This is a genomic window from Bradyrhizobium sp. 149 (genome assembly GCF_023073915.1).
In the GTDB taxonomy this organism is placed as follows: domain Bacteria; phylum Pseudomonadota; class Alphaproteobacteria; order Rhizobiales; family Xanthobacteraceae; genus Bradyrhizobium.
Genome location: NZ_JADPKK010000020.1, coordinates 50,972 through 65,611 on the forward strand (window position 1 = coordinate 50,972; position 14,640 = coordinate 65,611).

At 64.5% G+C, this 14,640-nt stretch carries 13 protein-coding genes; 9 read left to right on the forward strand and 4 right to left on the reverse strand.

All coding sequences use genetic code 11. The features are described from left to right. The first annotated feature begins 148 nt into the window (after positions 1-148). The 3 genes from IVA88_RS15260 (at position 149) to IVA88_RS15270 (ending at position 3,405) form a co-directional block, all read left to right on the forward strand. Entirely contained in the window at positions 149-1,039 is an 891-nt protein-coding gene (locus IVA88_RS15260) for an N-formylglutamate amidohydrolase (RefSeq protein ID WP_247498065.1), read from the forward strand. A 599-nt stretch (positions 1,040-1,638) separates the two neighbouring features. Beyond that, positions 1,639-2,421 (forward strand): histidinol-phosphatase, encoded by a 783-nt coding sequence (gene hisN / locus IVA88_RS15265; RefSeq protein WP_247498066.1) that lies wholly within the window; start codon positions 1,639-1,641, stop codon positions 2,419-2,421. A gap of 18 nt (positions 2,422-2,439) precedes the next feature. After that, positions 2,440-3,405, forward strand: coding sequence for a tripartite tricarboxylate transporter substrate binding protein (locus IVA88_RS15270; RefSeq protein ID WP_247498067.1), 966 nt, complete (start codon positions 2,440-2,442; stop codon positions 3,403-3,405). Positions 3,406-3,475: 70 nt separating this feature from the next. Here the strand turns inward: IVA88_RS15270 and IVA88_RS15275 are convergent, their stop codons facing one another. Further along, a complete protein-coding gene (locus IVA88_RS15275) occupies positions 3,476-4,366 on the reverse strand; it encodes a LysR substrate-binding domain-containing protein (RefSeq protein ID WP_247498068.1) in 891 nt (296 codons plus the stop codon). 90 nt (positions 4,367-4,456) lie between these two features. On the opposite strand from IVA88_RS15275, the gene IVA88_RS15280 reads away from it, so the two are divergent. Then, the gene (locus IVA88_RS15280; RefSeq protein ID WP_247498069.1) at positions 4,457-5,209 is read left to right on the forward strand and encodes a sulfite exporter TauE/SafE family protein; all 753 of its coding nucleotides are present in this window, start codon (positions 4,457-4,459) and stop codon (positions 5,207-5,209) included. 6 nt (positions 5,210-5,215) lie between these two features. Here the strand turns inward: IVA88_RS15280 and IVA88_RS15285 are convergent, their stop codons facing one another. Further along, positions 5,216-5,848, reverse strand: coding sequence for a LysE family translocator (locus IVA88_RS15285; protein ID WP_247498070.1), 633 nt, complete (start codon positions 5,846-5,848; stop codon positions 5,216-5,218). A 246-nt stretch (positions 5,849-6,094) separates the two neighbouring features. On the opposite strand from IVA88_RS15285, the gene IVA88_RS15290 reads away from it, so the two are divergent. Then, positions 6,095-7,891: a tetratricopeptide repeat protein gene (locus tag IVA88_RS15290; RefSeq protein WP_247498071.1), complete on the forward strand. Its 1,797-nt coding sequence runs from the start codon at positions 6,095-6,097 to the stop codon at positions 7,889-7,891. Between the two features lie 174 nt (positions 7,892-8,065). Beyond that, complete coding sequence (locus tag IVA88_RS15295) at positions 8,066-10,831, forward strand: di-heme-cytochrome C peroxidase (protein ID WP_247498072.1); 2,766 nt, start codon at positions 8,066-8,068, stop codon at positions 10,829-10,831. Between the two features lie 63 nt (positions 10,832-10,894). On the opposite strand, the gene IVA88_RS15300 is transcribed toward IVA88_RS15295, so the two are convergent. After that, positions 10,895-11,842, reverse strand: a complete 948-nt coding sequence (locus tag IVA88_RS15300; RefSeq protein WP_247498073.1) for an alpha/beta hydrolase — start codon at positions 11,840-11,842, stop codon at positions 10,895-10,897. A 220-nt stretch (positions 11,843-12,062) separates the two neighbouring features. Between IVA88_RS15300 and IVA88_RS15305 the strand changes: the two genes are divergently transcribed. Together IVA88_RS15305 and IVA88_RS15310 are read left to right on the forward strand one after the other, a co-directional pair. After that, positions 12,063-12,533 carry an Hsp20 family protein gene (locus tag IVA88_RS15305; RefSeq protein ID WP_247498074.1) on the forward strand — a complete coding sequence of 157 codons (471 nt, stop codon included), beginning with the start codon at positions 12,063-12,065 and terminating at the stop codon, positions 12,531-12,533. A gap of 155 nt (positions 12,534-12,688) precedes the next feature. Next, positions 12,689-13,459 carry an alpha/beta hydrolase gene (locus IVA88_RS15310; protein WP_247498423.1) on the forward strand — a complete coding sequence of 257 codons (771 nt, stop codon included), beginning with the start codon at positions 12,689-12,691 and terminating at the stop codon, positions 13,457-13,459. 62 nt (positions 13,460-13,521) lie between these two features. Here IVA88_RS15310 and IVA88_RS15315 read toward each other — a convergent pair whose 3' ends face one another. Continuing rightward, on the reverse strand, positions 13,522-14,304 hold the full coding sequence (locus tag IVA88_RS15315) for a hypothetical protein (protein ID WP_247498075.1): 783 nt from the start codon (positions 14,302-14,304) through the stop codon (positions 13,522-13,524). Between IVA88_RS15315 and IVA88_RS15320 the strand changes: the two genes are divergently transcribed. After that, entirely contained in the window at positions 14,303-14,479 is a 177-nt protein-coding gene (locus IVA88_RS15320; protein ID WP_247498076.1) for a hypothetical protein, read from the forward strand. The two genes, IVA88_RS15315 and IVA88_RS15320, sit on opposite strands and share 2 nt — an antisense overlap. The last annotated feature ends 161 nt before the right edge of the window (positions 14,480-14,640 follow it).

Below are 14,640 nucleotides of genomic sequence, written 5' to 3' on the forward strand. Positions count from 1 at the left end.
GCTTGGCAGGATGGTTGCGATTCCAGACAATAACGACACATAAGAGCCGCTCGATCGGCCGAATCAATGCGTTGAGCCCGTGCCGGGCTTGCCGGATCGTGCGGCGCCAAGGGGCGAAGCCTGACACCAAGGGACGAAGCCTGAGAAGATGACCCGGTTTGACGGCGACAAGTCGCCAGCCTTCGAGATCATTGAGCCCGCGCAATGGCGCGCGCCGGTCATCTTCAACTCGCCCCATTCCGGCTCGACCTATCCGGACGAATTTCTCAGCGCCTCCAGGATCGACCTGCCGACGCTGCGGCGTTCCGAAGATTCCTTCATGGACGAGCTGATCGGCCATCTCAGCGAGCGCGGCTTTCCGACAGTGCGGGTCAACTTTCCTCGCTCCTATGTCGACGTCAATCGCGAGCCCTATGAGCTCGATCCCCGGATGTTCACCGGGCGCCTGCCGAGCTTTGCCAATACCCGCTCGATGCGGGTCGCCGGCGGGCTCGGTACCATTCCGCGCGTGGTCGGCGATGGCCAGGAGATCTATCGCGACCGCATCCTGGTCGATGACGCGCTGGGGCGGATCGAGACGCTGTACAAGCCCTACCATCGCGCGCTGCGCCGGCTGATCAACAAGGTGCACCAGATGTTCGGCACCGTGGTGCTGGTGGATTGCCACTCGATGCCCTCGGTCGGCGTCTCCCGCGACGAGCCTCGCCGACCGGACATCGTGATCGGCGACCGCTACGGCACGAGCTGCACGCCGCTATTGCCCGATCGGGTCGAGGAGACCATGACCGGGCTCGGCTATTCGATCGGCCGTAACAAGCCCTATGCCGGCGGCTTCATCACCGAGCATTACGGCAACCCGGCCAGTGGCCTGCACGCCGTGCAGCTCGAGCTCAACCGCGCGATCTACATGGACGAGCGGCGGCGCGAGCGCAGTCCGCGTTTCGCGCGAGTGGCGTCCGACTTCGGCGTGCTCGCGGACGTGCTGGCGACGACGGTCCCGTTCGGCGATCTCGGCCCGTTCCAGGCCGCGGCGGAATAGGCGCGATATTTTCCCGAACGATGTGTCGTGTGCGATCAGCGCGAACGCGTTTCGCCGCGCGCATTGAAATGAAAGCCAAGGCTGAAAGCAAAAGGCTGAAAGCAAAAGGCTGACAGCAAAAGGCTGAAGAAAAATGCCTGAAAGAATAAAGGCTGAAAGAAAAAAGGCTGAAAGAAAAAAGGGCCGCTTCTTATGAAGAAGCGGCCCAAGTCTAGGGAGGAAACGCCCAAGGAGGGCAGCGGTAACGCAGAGCGCTACCGCACCGCAACAATATGCGGCCGCGACGCACAAAGTGCAAGGGCTTTTGAGCCGTTTCCCATGCAATGAGGACATAGCTCGGTTGCTTCCAGAGAAACCCAGATTCAGTTCCTTTGATAAGGAAATTCAATGGGTTGATAGTCATTTGCATACGAACGAGGCAGATTTGGAACTAAGGTTTCAACTCAATGGTCGATGTTTGGCCAGCGAATGACTTTGATGAGGCGACACCTCCTGCATCCAAAATACCAGGGTGCAAAGCAAGACAGCGCTGCACGATCCTTCCGATTTGAGCTAGGCAGGAGTGAGCTTCACCCGACTTTCGTTTCTGAGGACACGCCGTGACGGTGATCGATTTCTCCGCCTTCATCGGACGGCTCGCCACCGCCTCCGGCGAAACCATCCTGCCGTTCTTCCGCACCTCGCTGTCGATCGAGGACAAGAGCAGGACCAAGGAGTTCGACCCCGTGACCGAGGCCGACCGCGCCGCGGAGGCGGTGATGCGGCGTCTGATCAAGGCCAATTTTCCCCAGCACGGCATCGTGGGCGAGGAATTCGGCAACGAGCGCGAGGATTCGGACTATGTCTGGGTGCTCGACCCCATCGACGGCACCAAATCCTTCATCGGCGGGTTTCCGATCTGGGGCACGCTGATCGCGCTCCTGCACAAGGGCACGCCGGTGTACGGCATGATGCACCAGCCCTTCATCGGCGAACGCTTTTCCGGCGACAGCGGCTCCGCCCGTTATAAAGGCCCCTCCGGCGAGCGCCGGCTCCAGGTCCGCCGCTGTGCTTCGCTGTCGGAGGCGACGACCTACACCACCAGCCCGCTGCTGATGAACGAGCGCGACCGCGCCATCTTCGGCCGCATCGAGAAGGGCGCGCGGCTGTCGCGCTATGGCGGCGACTGCTACTCCTATTGCATGCTGGCGGCGGGTCACGTCGATCTCGTGGTCGAGACCGAGCTGAAGCCTTACGACATCGCAGCCCTGATCCCGATCGTGACCGGCGCCGGCGGCGTCGTCACCACCTGGGAAGGCAAGCCGGCGCAGGGCGGCGGCCGCATTATCGCGGCCGGCGACGAGCGCGTTCACGAAGAAGCACTGAAACTGCTCAACGGATAAGCGACAGAGGAAGTCTGAATGAAGAACTGGCGCAAGCTCGTCATCGCCGCCCTGTTCCTGTTTCCGACGCTCGCCTCCGCCCAGAATTTCCCGGCCAAGCCGATCAAGCTGATCGTGCCGTTCCCGGCCGGCGGTCCCAACGACATCATCGCGCGGGTGATCGGCCAGCGCATGTCGGAGCTGTCGGGACAGCCGGTGCTGATCGACAATCGCGGCGGCCAGGGCGGCGTGCTCGGCACCGACGCCGTCGCCAAGGCTGCGCCTGATGGCTACACCATCGCGATCTCCAGCGCCGGCGCGCTGGCGATCAGCCCGAGCATGGAGAGGGTCGCCTACGATACGCTCAACGACCTCACGCCGGTGACGCTGGTCGCAACCGTGCCGGAAATGTTGGTGGTCGCCACTAATTTGCCCGCGAAAGACATCGGCGAATTGATCGCGCTCGCCAAGGCGCAGCCGGGAAAGCTCAACTTCGCGTCCTCCGGCCCCGGCAGCCTGCCGCATCTCGCCGGTGAATTGTTCAAGCTGACGGCCAGGATCGACATCGTGCACGTGCCCTATCGCGGCGCGGCGCCGGCCGTGAACGATCTGCTGGGCCAGCAAGTGCAGATGACGTTCCTGGATCTCCCCGTGCTGCTGCCGCAGGTCAAGGCCGGCGCCCTGCGGCCGATCGCGGTCGGCTCGGCCGAGCGCGCCCCGACGGCGCCTGACGTGCCGACCACCGCGGAAGCGGGCTTTGCGGATTTGCGTATCGAGAACTGGTACGGCATGGTCGCGCCGAAGGGCACGCCGAAGGAGATCGTTGCGGCGCTGCATGGCCTCGCCACCAAGGCGATGGCGGATCCCGCGGTGAAGGAAAAGCTCGCCGCGCAAGGCGCGACGCTTGTTGGCGATGAGCCGGAGCATTTTCGCAGTTTCATCGCGGACGAGACGAAGAAATGGGCGAAGGTGATCAAGGACGCCGGCGTGGAGACGGCGAAGTAGGTGGTTCTACACCTCTCCCGCTTGCGGGAGAGGGAGCCGAGTGCCGGCGTGGAAGCAGATCACATCCTCCTCACACCGCCTCTGCCCGCAAATGCTCCACCAGCATCTTCGCCGGCCGTGACAATGTCTTGAAGCTGCGCGCGCAGATCACGAGCCTGCGGTTGGCGAAGGCGTCGCGCAGGCGGACCATGGCGAGCGGCATCAGTTTGGCGCAGCGGCGGGCGGCGGCTTCGGGCACCAGCGCGACGCCGACATCGGCGGCGACCATCTGGCAGATCGCATCGAAATCGCGCAGGCGCGCGCGGAAATGCGGGCGCATGCCGAGCCGCGCCGCATGCTTCGAAATATGCACCTGAAGCGCGGTGGCGCTGGTCAGGCCGACGAACTCGCAAGCCCCCGCCTCGTGAAAATCGATCTGGCGGCGGCCGGCGAACGGGCCACGTTTGGAAGTCACCAGCGTCAAGCGGTCCTCGCTGAAGACGAAGCGCTCGATATGGTCGGGCAGCGCGTGCTCGGCGGCGAAGCCGAGATCGGCCGCACCCGCGGTGATCGCGGCCGCGATGTCGGTGCTCTCACGCTCTTCTATGTCGATGGCGACGTCGCGATGCTCGCGCAGGAAGCCGGCCAGCGCCTTCGGCAGATGCTCCGAGAGCCCGGAGGTGTTGGCAAGGAAGTGCACGCTGGCGCGCACGCCGCTGGCAAAGCCGGCGAGATCGCCGCGCATGGCGTCGATCTGGTGGATGACGACCCTGGCATGATCGAGCAGGCTCTCGCCGGCCGCGGTCAACTCGACCCCGCGGCGCCCGCGCTTGAGCAGCGCGACGCCGAGGGCGTCCTCGAGCCCCTTGATGCGCGCGCTGGCCGAGGCCAGCGCCAGATGCGAGCGCTCGGCGCCACGGGTGATGCTGCGCTGGTCGGCGACCGCGATGAACAGCTGGAGGTCGACAAGGTCGAAACGCATGGCGGGTTCTCCTCAGCCTTCGTTTTGAGCGAAGGCTGTCTCCGGAACCTGCAGATTGTGCCGGCGCGCGGCTTCGGTCAATGTGCGGATATGATGGACCCGCTTCTCATTCTGATCGCCGCCGTCTTCCTGATCGCCGGATTCGTCAAGGGCGTGGTCGGGCTCGGCCTGCCGACAGTGTCCATGGGCCTGCTCGCGGTGAGCATGGCGCCCAGCCGCGCGATCGCCATCGTGATCGTGCCCGCGATCGTCACCAACATCTGGCAGACTTTTGTCGGGCCACATTTGCGCGACATCCTGAGGCGGCTGTGGCCGCTGATGATCGGCACCGTGATCGGGTGCTGGCTCAATGCCGGCGCGCTCACCGGCCCGCATGCGCGCTACGGCACCATCGTGCTCGGCGTACTCCTGGTCCTCTACGCAATCATCGGCCTGAACAAATTCCAGTTCCGGGTCGCGCCGCAGAACGAGAAATGGGTCGGCGGCGTGGTCGGTGTGATCACGGGCGTGATCTCGGCCTCGACCGGCGTGCAGGTGATTCCCTCGATGCCGTTCATGCAGGCGATCGGCATGGAGAAGGACGAACTGGTGCAGGCGCTCGGCGTGTTCTTCACGACAGCGACACTGGCGCTCGCCTTCAACCTCACCGCGGGTGGATTGCTGACGCCGGCCAATGCGGTGCCGGGCGCCGTGGGCATGGCCTGCGCGTTTGCCGGCATGTTCATCGGCCAAAGGGTGCGGGCGCGGATGCCGGCCGAAGCGTTTCGCCGCTGGTTCCTGATCGCGATGGTCCTGCTCGGCCTCTATCTGGCCGGCAGCGCGCTGCTGAAGGAATTCGCGTAAGAGAAGTTACCGCGTCTCCAGCATGGCGACGCGGATGCCGAGATAGACGAAGAGACCCCCGAGCGCGCGGTTGACCCAGGCGATCGCGCCCTCGGAGGTCCGCAATCGGTGGGCAGCCTTTGCCGCGAACGCCGCCAGCACCAGGCACCACAGCGTTCCCGTGCAGATGAAGATCAGGCCAAGCGTCAGGAAGGCGAGCGGCTTGTGTGCCGAGTCGGCTGCGACGAATTGCGGCAGGAAGGCCAGGAAGAACAGCGCCACTTTGGGATTGAGCGCGTTGGTAAAGACGCCCTGGAGGAAGACCCGCCGCAGCGAGCTCCGTGCCGGCTCGTCGATGGCTGAGGCCAGCACCGGGCGCGACCACAGCATCTGAAGCCCGGTCACGACGAGATAGGCCGCTCCGACCAGCTTCAGGATCGAGAACGCGGTCGATGAGGCCATCAGCAGGGCCGAAAGGCCGATCGCCGCGCCCGCGACATGGAAAAAGCAGCCGCAACTGATGCCGAGGGCGGCCGCGGCGCCACCTCGCCAGCCCATCTGCATGCTGCGGCCGATCACATAGACCGTATCAGGCCCCGGCGTGATGTTGAGCAGCACGCCCGACAGGACGAAGAGCCAGATTTCGTGAATGCCCAGCATGTGGGACGTGCCTCCGCCGCCCGACCGTCGCCCTCAGAGGCCGGCTTAGTTGGTTCGCTCGTCCCCGTCCACCGCCGGGATTGCTGAGGATTTACCTCGAATTTGCAATGCGGATCATACTTCCGCTCGGCCTCATCTGCTCTATAAAGACGGGGTTCTTGAAATGCGGGATTCGAGGCAACGGCCACGCCGTGGCCGGTCTCGATCTCTTCCAAGTCCCTTGCAAGTCTCTTGGAGCTCCGGAATATGGAAAGACGTCTGGCTGCCATTGTCTGCGCCGATGTCGCCGGCTATTCGCGCATGATGGGCACTGACGAGGCCGGCACCCATGCCGCCTTCAAGGCCCATCGCAGCGCGATCCACCCCATCATCCTCAATCACGGCGGCCGTGTCGTGAAGAACACCGGCGACGGCTTCCTGCTGGAGTTCCCGAGCATCGTCGGCGCCACCGAGGCCGCGATCGCGATGCAGACGCTGATGGCGGAACGCAATCACCATCTGCCCGCCGATCGCGCCATGCAGTTCCGCCTGGGCATCCATATGGGCGACGTCATCGCCGACGAGGACGAGGTCTTCGGCGACGACGTCAACATTGCCGTCCGCATGGAATCGGTGGCGAGCCCCGGCGGCTTCGCGATCTCGGCCAAGGCCTACAAGGAGGCGAGCAAGCATCTCACCGTGCCGCTGGTCGATGCCGGCAACCATCGATTCAAGAACATCAAGGATCCGATCGGGGTCTGGACCTGGACGCCCGAGGGCGCACCGGCGCTTGCGCCCGCGCTGAGGGAGGCGTCCGCCCTCTCGCAGCAGTACCGCACCGCGATCGTCGGCGTGCTGCCCTTCGCCAATCTCAGCGACGCCCAGGACGAGTATTTCTCCGACGGCCTGACCGAGGATCTGATCCACGCGCTGTCGCTGCAATCCTTCTATCGGGTGCTGAGCCGCAACTCGACCTTCGTGTTCAAGGGCAACAACGTCAGCACCCGCCTGATCGCGCGGGAGATCGACGCCACCTATCTGATCCAGGGCTCGGTGCGGCGTGCCGGTGCCAAGATCCGCGTCACCGCCGAGCTGATTGCGCCGGAGACCGGCGAGCAGCTCTGGACCGGCCGCTACGACCGCGACATCGGCGACCTCTTCGCGATGCAGGATGAGATCACCACCCACCTGTCCGCCGCCATCGCCACCGAGATTGTCCGGGCCGAGGCTTCGGCGCCGGCGCGGCTCTCGACCGACGTGACCGCCTGGGACCGCTTCCTCAAAGGGCTGTCGCATTATTATCGGCAGACCAAGGAAGACCTGGCCGCGGCCGTCGATCTGTTCCGGGAGGCCATCAGGCTCGAGCCCAAGCTGTCGATTGCGCACGCCTATCTCGCCACGATCCAGATCCAGAGCATCCAGTTCGGGTGGGTCAAGGGCACGCGCGAGATGTGGGCCGAGGCGATGATGCTTGCCGAAACCAGCGTCCGGCTCGACCCGCGCTCGTCATTTGCGTTCTCGATCCTGTCCTGGACCCATGCACTGGAGGGGCATTACGACGCCGCGATGGACGCCGCCAAGCGCGCCGTCGCGCTCAACCCCTACGACAACGGCGCGCGCGGCGTGCTGGGCATCTGCCATTTCGCCATCGGCGAGCACCGCGAGGCGATCGAGCTGTTCTCGATGGCTGCGCAGCGCGACAACAGCGATCCGCGCTACCAATGGGCCGCGCTGAACGCCTTCAGCCATTATCTGCTCGGCCAATATGACGCGACGCTGTCATGGGCTCGGGAACAGCTCTACATCAACCCCAATCATTTGCAGGCGCTGGCGATCCGCGCCGCGGCGCTGGCGCAATTGGGACGGGCCGGCGAGGCGACCGAGGCGACCCGCGTGCTCATGGGCAACTACCCGACCCTGAACGTCGACCGTCATTTGCGCAATTTCCACTGGAAGCGGCCCGAGGATCTCGCCCATTACCGCGACGGACTCCTGAATGCGGGCGTGCCGCTCGGCAAACTGACCCTGGTCCAGAGCGACCTCAAACGCGTCGCCGAATCCTGAAGGCTGGCGCGGCCACGCGGCAATTTCCCCCTCCCTCTTTGTTGACACGACAGTGAATTCAGCCACACTTCGCTACACGCTGAAGTAGTATAACTCACTGTCGGTTTGTTAGGACTTTCCGCGCTCTATCGCCGCGTCTGTATTTCACGATTCGTTGTTTCAGGACTTTGGGCCATGCATGACTCCGCTTCGAAGCCCCCCTTCGACCCCTCGATCCAGGTCTCGCCGAACAATCCCTGTCCATTTCTGCGCGGCCTCGTCGGCGAAGGTTTTGTTGACGGCGGGACCGTCCCGCTCGGCACGCTGTCGCAAACGATCGCGAATGCGAGCGGCGAGACCGGGCTGAAGAAGGTCTCGGCCCGCATCCAGGTCCGCGGAGTCGCGCTGATCGCCAACGGTCTCGGTCACATCCTGAAGAGCGTATTTTCGGGCGCGCAGCTCGACGCGCTGCGTGGCGGCCCCCTCGACAAGCGCGGCGCAGGCTCGCGCGTCCTCGGCGTCGACGGCAAGGTCGACGAGGACGAACTCGCGCGGTTTGCGAGCTTCGGCCGGAATTACCAGGATCCGAACGGCGGCGGCTCCGAGCCGGGTCTCAACGCCTCGGAGATCGGCGTCTTCATGCGCGACAACCTCAAGCGCGCCGGCAGCGCCGCGCGCTGGTACTATCCGTTGCTGATGAAGTTCGAATGGCCGATCCTCCTGAAGATCGTCGGCAAGGGCGAGGGTGAGGACCGCTATCTCAGCGTGGCCGACGTGCGCACGCTGTTCAACGAGCGCCAATTCCCTGCTGGCATCAACCAGCGGCTCGTATCGCAGCCGGCGCTGTCGACCTGCCAGCGCGTGGTGCGGGGCGCCCTCAAGTTTGCGGCATTGCTCGTCGCCCTCGGTCTCGTCTTGCTCGTTGCGGTCGCCGAATTCCCCAATCAGGTGCGCGCCATGCTGCCGCAAAAGGGAATTCTCGTGAATCTTCTGCCGCCGCCCCTGCCCACGGTGCCCGAGACGACGGCGGCCTACTGGCTCGAACAAAACTGGTCGCTGAAGGACAGGCACTGGTTTCACCATGCCAGCCAGGGCACCGCGACCTTCCCGGTGCCCTATGAATGGTTCATCGCCCTGGAGCAGCCGCGCCTACATCTGTTCTCGCGGCCGGGCATGATGACGGACAGCGCCTATCTCGAGCGCTTCGGCTTCATCCCGAGCCCGCAGTCGATCCAGACCGACGCGACGTCACTGCGCCGCTTCGGCTACGCCAATGTCTACGAGACGACGCAGGTGCCGGACTGGTCGACCAGGTGGACGCCGGCTGAGAACGTCGACGGCCTGCCGGTCGGCTTCGCACGGATGACCGGTGTCGTCGATCCCGCGACGGGCCGTCGCGAAGAGGACAAGATCGGGCTGACCTGCGCGGCCTGCCATACCGGCCAGATCCACTACAAGGGCGTGGACGTGCGTTTCGACGGCGGCCCGGCCATGACCGACCTGAAGAAGCTCGAGCTCTCCACCGGCCTGTCGATCGCCTACACCCTCTACGTTCCGTTCCGCTTCCAGCGCTTCGCCGATCGCGTGCTCGGCCCCGATGCCAGCAAGACGGACCGCGATGCGCTCAAGCAGAAGCTCAGCGCGATCGGCAACTTCCTGATCGACTGGGCGAAAACCCAGCAAAAGACCATTGAAGGCAAGAAGACCTGGAACGGCAGGCAGCAGCAGGACACCGAGGAAGGGTTCGGTCGCCTCGACGCTCTCAATCGCATCGGCAATCAGGTCTTTTCGCAGGATCTCGCGCTGAGCGGGCTTAAGGGATTCGAGAAGAACCTGCACGCCCAGGATGCCCCGGTCAGCTATCCCCCGATCTGGACCGTGCCCTGGTTCAAGTTCGCTCAGTACGACGCCTCGATCGAGCAGCCGCTGATCCGCAACGCCGGCGAAGCGCTCGGCGTGACGGCACTGCTCAACCTGTCCGACGCCTATCCGGAGGACAGGCTGTGGCGGTCCTCGGTTCATATCAACACGCTCGGCTGGATCGAGGATATGCTGAGGGGGCCAGATCCGTTCAAGACGGTCGATCCCTCCACCGGTCCGAAGTTCGGCGGCCTGCTGGCGCCGAAATGGCCCTCGCAGATCCTCGGCGACGCATGGAGGATCGACAAGGACAAGGCCGAGAAGGGCCGCAAGATCTACGCCGAGATGTGTTCCGGATGCCATCTGCCCGCCATCGACACGCCGGCTTTCTGGTCCTCCGGACATTGGGAGCCGAGCGGCGACAGCAAGGTGCTGAACGCGGTGACGATCCCCCTCGACGAGATCAAGACAGATCCCGAGCAGTCACTCGTCCTCAGCAACAGGATCGTCGATTTGCCCGGCTTCCTGAAGGTGAATACGGCCGACCTCCAGAAATGGTGGCAATGCGACGTCTCGACCGCGAGCTCGCCGACCGAGATGGTGTATGCGCTCGGTCTCATGACGGTGGTGGACCTCGTCGCCCGCAAATGGATGGACGACGAGAAGACTCCCGACGCCGAACGGGCGAAATTGTGGAATCTCGCGCGCAAGAACTGCCTCAATCCAGTGGGAGGAGCACGCTATCGGGCACGGCCACTGAACGGCATCTGGGCCACGGCGCCCTATCTGCACAACGGTTCGGTGCCGTCGCTCTACTGGTTGCTGAAGCCTGCAAGCGAGCGCCCGCAAAAATTCTGCATGGGCCGCCGCGACTATGATCCCGTGACCGTCGGCTTTCCGGTCACCGCCGACGAGACGTGCAAGACGGGTGAAACCGAGTTCTCGGCGGGACCGGAGAAGGATCCGATCCAGGGCAACAGCGTGCTCGGCCATTCCTTCGAGCGCAAGCCGGGCGAGGAAAGACGTCCCGGCGTCATCGGCCGCGTATTCAAGGACGACAACGAGCGCTACGATCTGATCGAGTATCTGAAGACGCTGTAGCGGGTGATGCTACTTCCTCGTGACGGCCGGGCTTGTGGTCGCGAGGGACGCATCGCTCCCCCCTCACTTGAACAGCGGGGTGCCCGGCACGAAGGCGTCGAAGGCTGCCCAGAATTGCGAGCGGTAGCGGTCCTGCTCCTGGAGAATCTCGTGCTTGGCGCCGGCGATCACGAGATGGGAGCCGGCGCGCAAATGATAGGCGAACTCCTCGATCGCCGCCGTCGAGACCACGGTGTCGCTGGACGCCGCCAGCATCAGGATCGGCTGACGGATCTCGGACGGGTAGTTTTTGCCCCTGAAGGTGTGCATCGCGCGGAAGGCAGTATCGGCCCAGGCGACCGTCGGTGACGCGAGCCCAAGGGTCGGATCCTCCTCCAGGATGGCGGCATTGCGCGCGTAGCGCACGGGATCGCTGGTCAGCGGGTTGTTGATGAAGGGACTGAGCCCGGTGATCTGGTCGCTGCCGCCGGGGACATAGCGGCCGCCCATCCCCAACACGCGCATCGTCTTCAACAGCGTCCGCGCGGGCAACGAGGTGGCGCGGCCGGGCAGATCGATCATCGGCGCTGACAGCACCATGCGATCGAACCAGCGCTTGCCCGCATGCGCCACCCGCAGCATCACGGTGCCGCCCATGGAATGGGCGAGCGCGAAGAAGGGCGGCGGGCAATCCGGCAGCACCACCTGCTGCACGAAGGTTTCGACGTCGATCTCGAAATCGGCGAAGTCGCGGACATAGCCCTTCCGCGGATCGCGCAGCCGGCGCGAGGAGTGGCCCTGCCCGCGCCAGTCGATCATCGCCACCGCAAAGCCGCGGTCGCGCAGGTCGCGCACGGTCTCGAAATATTTCTCGATCTGCTCGCTGCGGCCGGTGAAGACGCAGACGGTGCCCTTGCGGTTCGCCGGTGGTGCCCAGCGCGCAAAGCGCAGCTCGACGCCATCAGGGGTCTTGATGATACCGCTGACGACGTCTTCGGGAACGGGATTGGACGGTATCGAGACCAGCGTCATGATTGGAAGTGCTTGGGCGCGAAGTGCTGCAAATCAGGGGGCGGGAGCGCCGAAAAGGCGCATGTAGCCGCCCTCTTGAACGCCGTTCCCCTGAACCCATATCATCATGGTGCAGGCCGCTACCAGTGTTTCGGAACCGGAACATCAGGCTGCACACAGACTAAAGCCCGGCCCGATAGGCGGGCGGGTTACCAACAGTCGCTCAATGGAGGACTTGACCATGCGTACGTACGACCTCACCCCCTTCTACCGTTCCACCGTCGGCTTCGACCGCCTCTTCAACCTGCTCGACCAGGCCGGTTCGGACGGCAGCCCGGGTTATCCCCCCTACAATATCGAGCGTACTGGCGAGAACGACTACCGCATCACCGTTGCGGTTTCGGGCTTTGCCAAGGATGAGCTCTCCATCGTCGCGAAGGAAAACACGCTGACGATCAAGGGCGAGAAAGTCGCCAACGAGAACTCGAAGTCCGAAGTGCTCTACCGCGGCATCGCCGCGCGGGCGTTCGAGCGTGCCTTCCAGCTTGCCGATTTCGTGCAGGTGAAGGACGCCTCGCTCGAGAATGGCCTGCTTCACGTGGACCTCGTGCGCGAGATTCCCGAGGCCAAGAAGCCGCGCCAGATCGCGATCAGCAGCAGCGCGCCGAAGGCGCAGGTGATCGAGAGTTCGGCCGCGCAAGCCGCCGCGTAAAGCACGCACGCCACTTCCAGGTTGCGAAAACGCCCCGGTGCCCCGGGGCGTTTTTTTCGTTTCGCACTGCATCACAGAGCGGTGAAGAGGCGTAACGCCACCACTCCACGCTCCGTCCTTTGGACATCGCACCCAAAACAAGACGGAGAACGATGATGACACTTTGGCGCAGCCTTTTCGTCGCCGCGAGCCTGTTGGCCGCTCCCATCAGCCTTGCTCACGCGCAGACGCCGCAGACCGTGAAGGCCAAGAACGTCGTGCTGGTGCACGGCGCCTGGGCCGACGGATCGAGCTGGTCAGAGGTGATACCGATCCTTCAGGCCGCAGGCCTGCACGTGACCGCCGTGCAGAATCCGCTGAGCTCGCTCGCCGAGTCAGTCGAGGCGACCAAGCGCGCGCTGGCCGAACAGGATGGTCCGACCGTGCTGGTCGCGCATTCCTGGGGCGGCACCGTGATCAGCCAGGTCGGCACCGACCCGAAGGTCACCGGTCTCGTCTATGTCGCCGCACGTGCGCCCGATGCCAATGAGGATTTCGTCGCGTTGTCGAAGCAATTCCCAACCGGCCCGGTGCGCGCCGGCATCGTCGAGCACGATGGTTACACCAAGCTCTCGGAAGAATCCTTCCTGAAGTATTTTGCCAATGGCGTTAGGCCGGAGCAGGCCAAGGCGCTCTATGCCGTGCAATGGCCGACGGCCGCTTCGATCTTCGCCGGTCGCACCACGGAGGCGGCATGGCGTTCCAAGCCGAACTGGTATGCGGTGTCCAAGAACGACTACACCATCAATCCCGATCTCGAACGCTTCCTCGCCAAGCGCATGAACGCCACCACGATCGAGCTCGAGGCCGGCCACCTCTCGCTGGTGTCGCACGCGAAGGAAGTGGCGAATTTGATCCTGGAAGCGGCGCGGTACAGGCACAGCTGAGACGCCGTCGCTCCGATGCAAAAGCGCCCGAGCCATCGGGCGCTTTTTGTTACGACTGCGCTCTAATCCAGACCCTGCGCCGCTGGCATCTCCTGCGTCGGCAGGATCGCCGGCGCGGGCTTTGCCTGACCCGCCGTTGGCGCAGCGGCCACTTGCGGCGCGGCCTCGGCCGGCTTGGGCTGTACGGCAGCGGTCTGCTGTGATGGCTGTGCAGGTTGAGCCTGCGGCGCCTGGGCCTGCGGCGTCGCAGGCTCGGCCGACTTGGTGGCGGCGACCGGCGCCTCGCGCTGCGGTGCCGCCTTCGGCAGCGGTACGGTGCGGCTGGCGACATGCGGGATCGGGGCCGGTGGGCGTGGCGGGCCGCTGCGCACCATGGTCGGCGGCGGCAGCGCGCTTTGCGGGCGGTAGGGCACCACTGCGGGCTGCTCGTAGCTTGGCGCCATGCCGTAAGCGTCAGCCGCCGGCATGAAGCGCAAGATTCTTCCGTCGCGGGCATCGATCACCAGCCGGCCGTCCTCGCCGCGGTGGTCGATCACCGCGATGGTGTAAACGCTGCCGCGCAGGCGCGGGATGCCCAGCGGCGAGAAGCCGTTTTCGCGCAGCACCGCGTAGACCTCGATCGATGGCAGCAGCACCGGGGCCGGCCCGCGTTCTTCGTAGCCATAACCGTAGCCGTAACGCGGCGATGGTGGCGGCGCGGCGTCCGATGGCGCATAGGGGCCGTCGAAATCCGACACCACCATAGCGGCTCCGCTCCCGATACCGCTCGCCGGAACCTGCGCCTGAGCCGCGGTGGCAGCCAGCACCAGCGTGGCAGCGGCCACACATCCTGTGAAAAACTTCATGGTCGAGACGCTCCTGTCAGGCCCCGGATGGATCGCGCTCTTTCGCTTCTGGTGGCGTGGCGCGCCTTTCGAAGGGTCGGTCCGAAGCTTTATTGAGGATTCCGGCGTCGGCGGGGCCGGATCAGGGCGTGTTTGCTTCAAAACCGGGGCCGCGCAACTTTTGGAAAGCGATTGATTGACATATGGGGAATCGGGACTTGCACGCGCTTGTGTGATAGACAAAAATTTGGCAAGGTGATGGTTAGGACAGGAAGACTGTCTCAATTTTGCTTGCGGTTCCGGCATAGGGATTGCAACTAAAGTCGGTGCTTTCGAGCGCCAAGAAGGCAACAGGCA

What these genes read in the sequence shown, in the direction of transcription:
- IVA88_RS15260 (WP_247498065.1), top strand. Translation starts at nt 149, where the DNA reads ATGACCCGGTTTGACGGCGACAAGTCGCCAGCCTTCGAGATCATTGAG.
- IVA88_RS15270 (WP_247498067.1), top strand. Translation starts at nt 2,440, where the DNA reads ATGAAGAACTGGCGCAAGCTCGTCATCGCCGCCCTGTTCCTGTTTCCG.
- IVA88_RS15275 (WP_247498068.1), bottom strand. Translation starts at nt 4,366, where the DNA reads ATGCGTTTCGACCTTGTCGACCTCCAGCTGTTCATCGCGGTCGCCGAC.
- IVA88_RS15280 (WP_247498069.1), top strand. Translation starts at nt 4,457, where the DNA reads ATGATGGACCCGCTTCTCATTCTGATCGCCGCCGTCTTCCTGATCGCC.
- IVA88_RS15285 (WP_247498070.1), bottom strand. Translation starts at nt 5,848, where the DNA reads ATGCTGGGCATTCACGAAATCTGGCTCTTCGTCCTGTCGGGCGTGCTG.
- IVA88_RS15290 (WP_247498071.1), top strand. Translation starts at nt 6,095, where the DNA reads ATGGAAAGACGTCTGGCTGCCATTGTCTGCGCCGATGTCGCCGGCTAT.
- IVA88_RS15295 (WP_247498072.1), top strand. Translation starts at nt 8,066, where the DNA reads ATGCATGACTCCGCTTCGAAGCCCCCCTTCGACCCCTCGATCCAGGTC.
- IVA88_RS15300 (WP_247498073.1), bottom strand. Translation starts at nt 11,842, where the DNA reads ATGACGCTGGTCTCGATACCGTCCAATCCCGTTCCCGAAGACGTCGTC.
- IVA88_RS15305 (WP_247498074.1), top strand. Translation starts at nt 12,063, where the DNA reads ATGCGTACGTACGACCTCACCCCCTTCTACCGTTCCACCGTCGGCTTC.
- IVA88_RS15310 (WP_247498423.1), top strand. Translation starts at nt 12,689, where the DNA reads ATGACACTTTGGCGCAGCCTTTTCGTCGCCGCGAGCCTGTTGGCCGCT.
- IVA88_RS15320 (WP_247498076.1), top strand. Translation starts at nt 14,303, where the DNA reads ATGGTCGAGACGCTCCTGTCAGGCCCCGGATGGATCGCGCTCTTTCGC.
- IVA88_RS15315 (WP_247498075.1), bottom strand. Translation starts at nt 14,304, where the DNA reads ATGAAGTTTTTCACAGGATGTGTGGCCGCTGCCACGCTGGTGCTGGCT.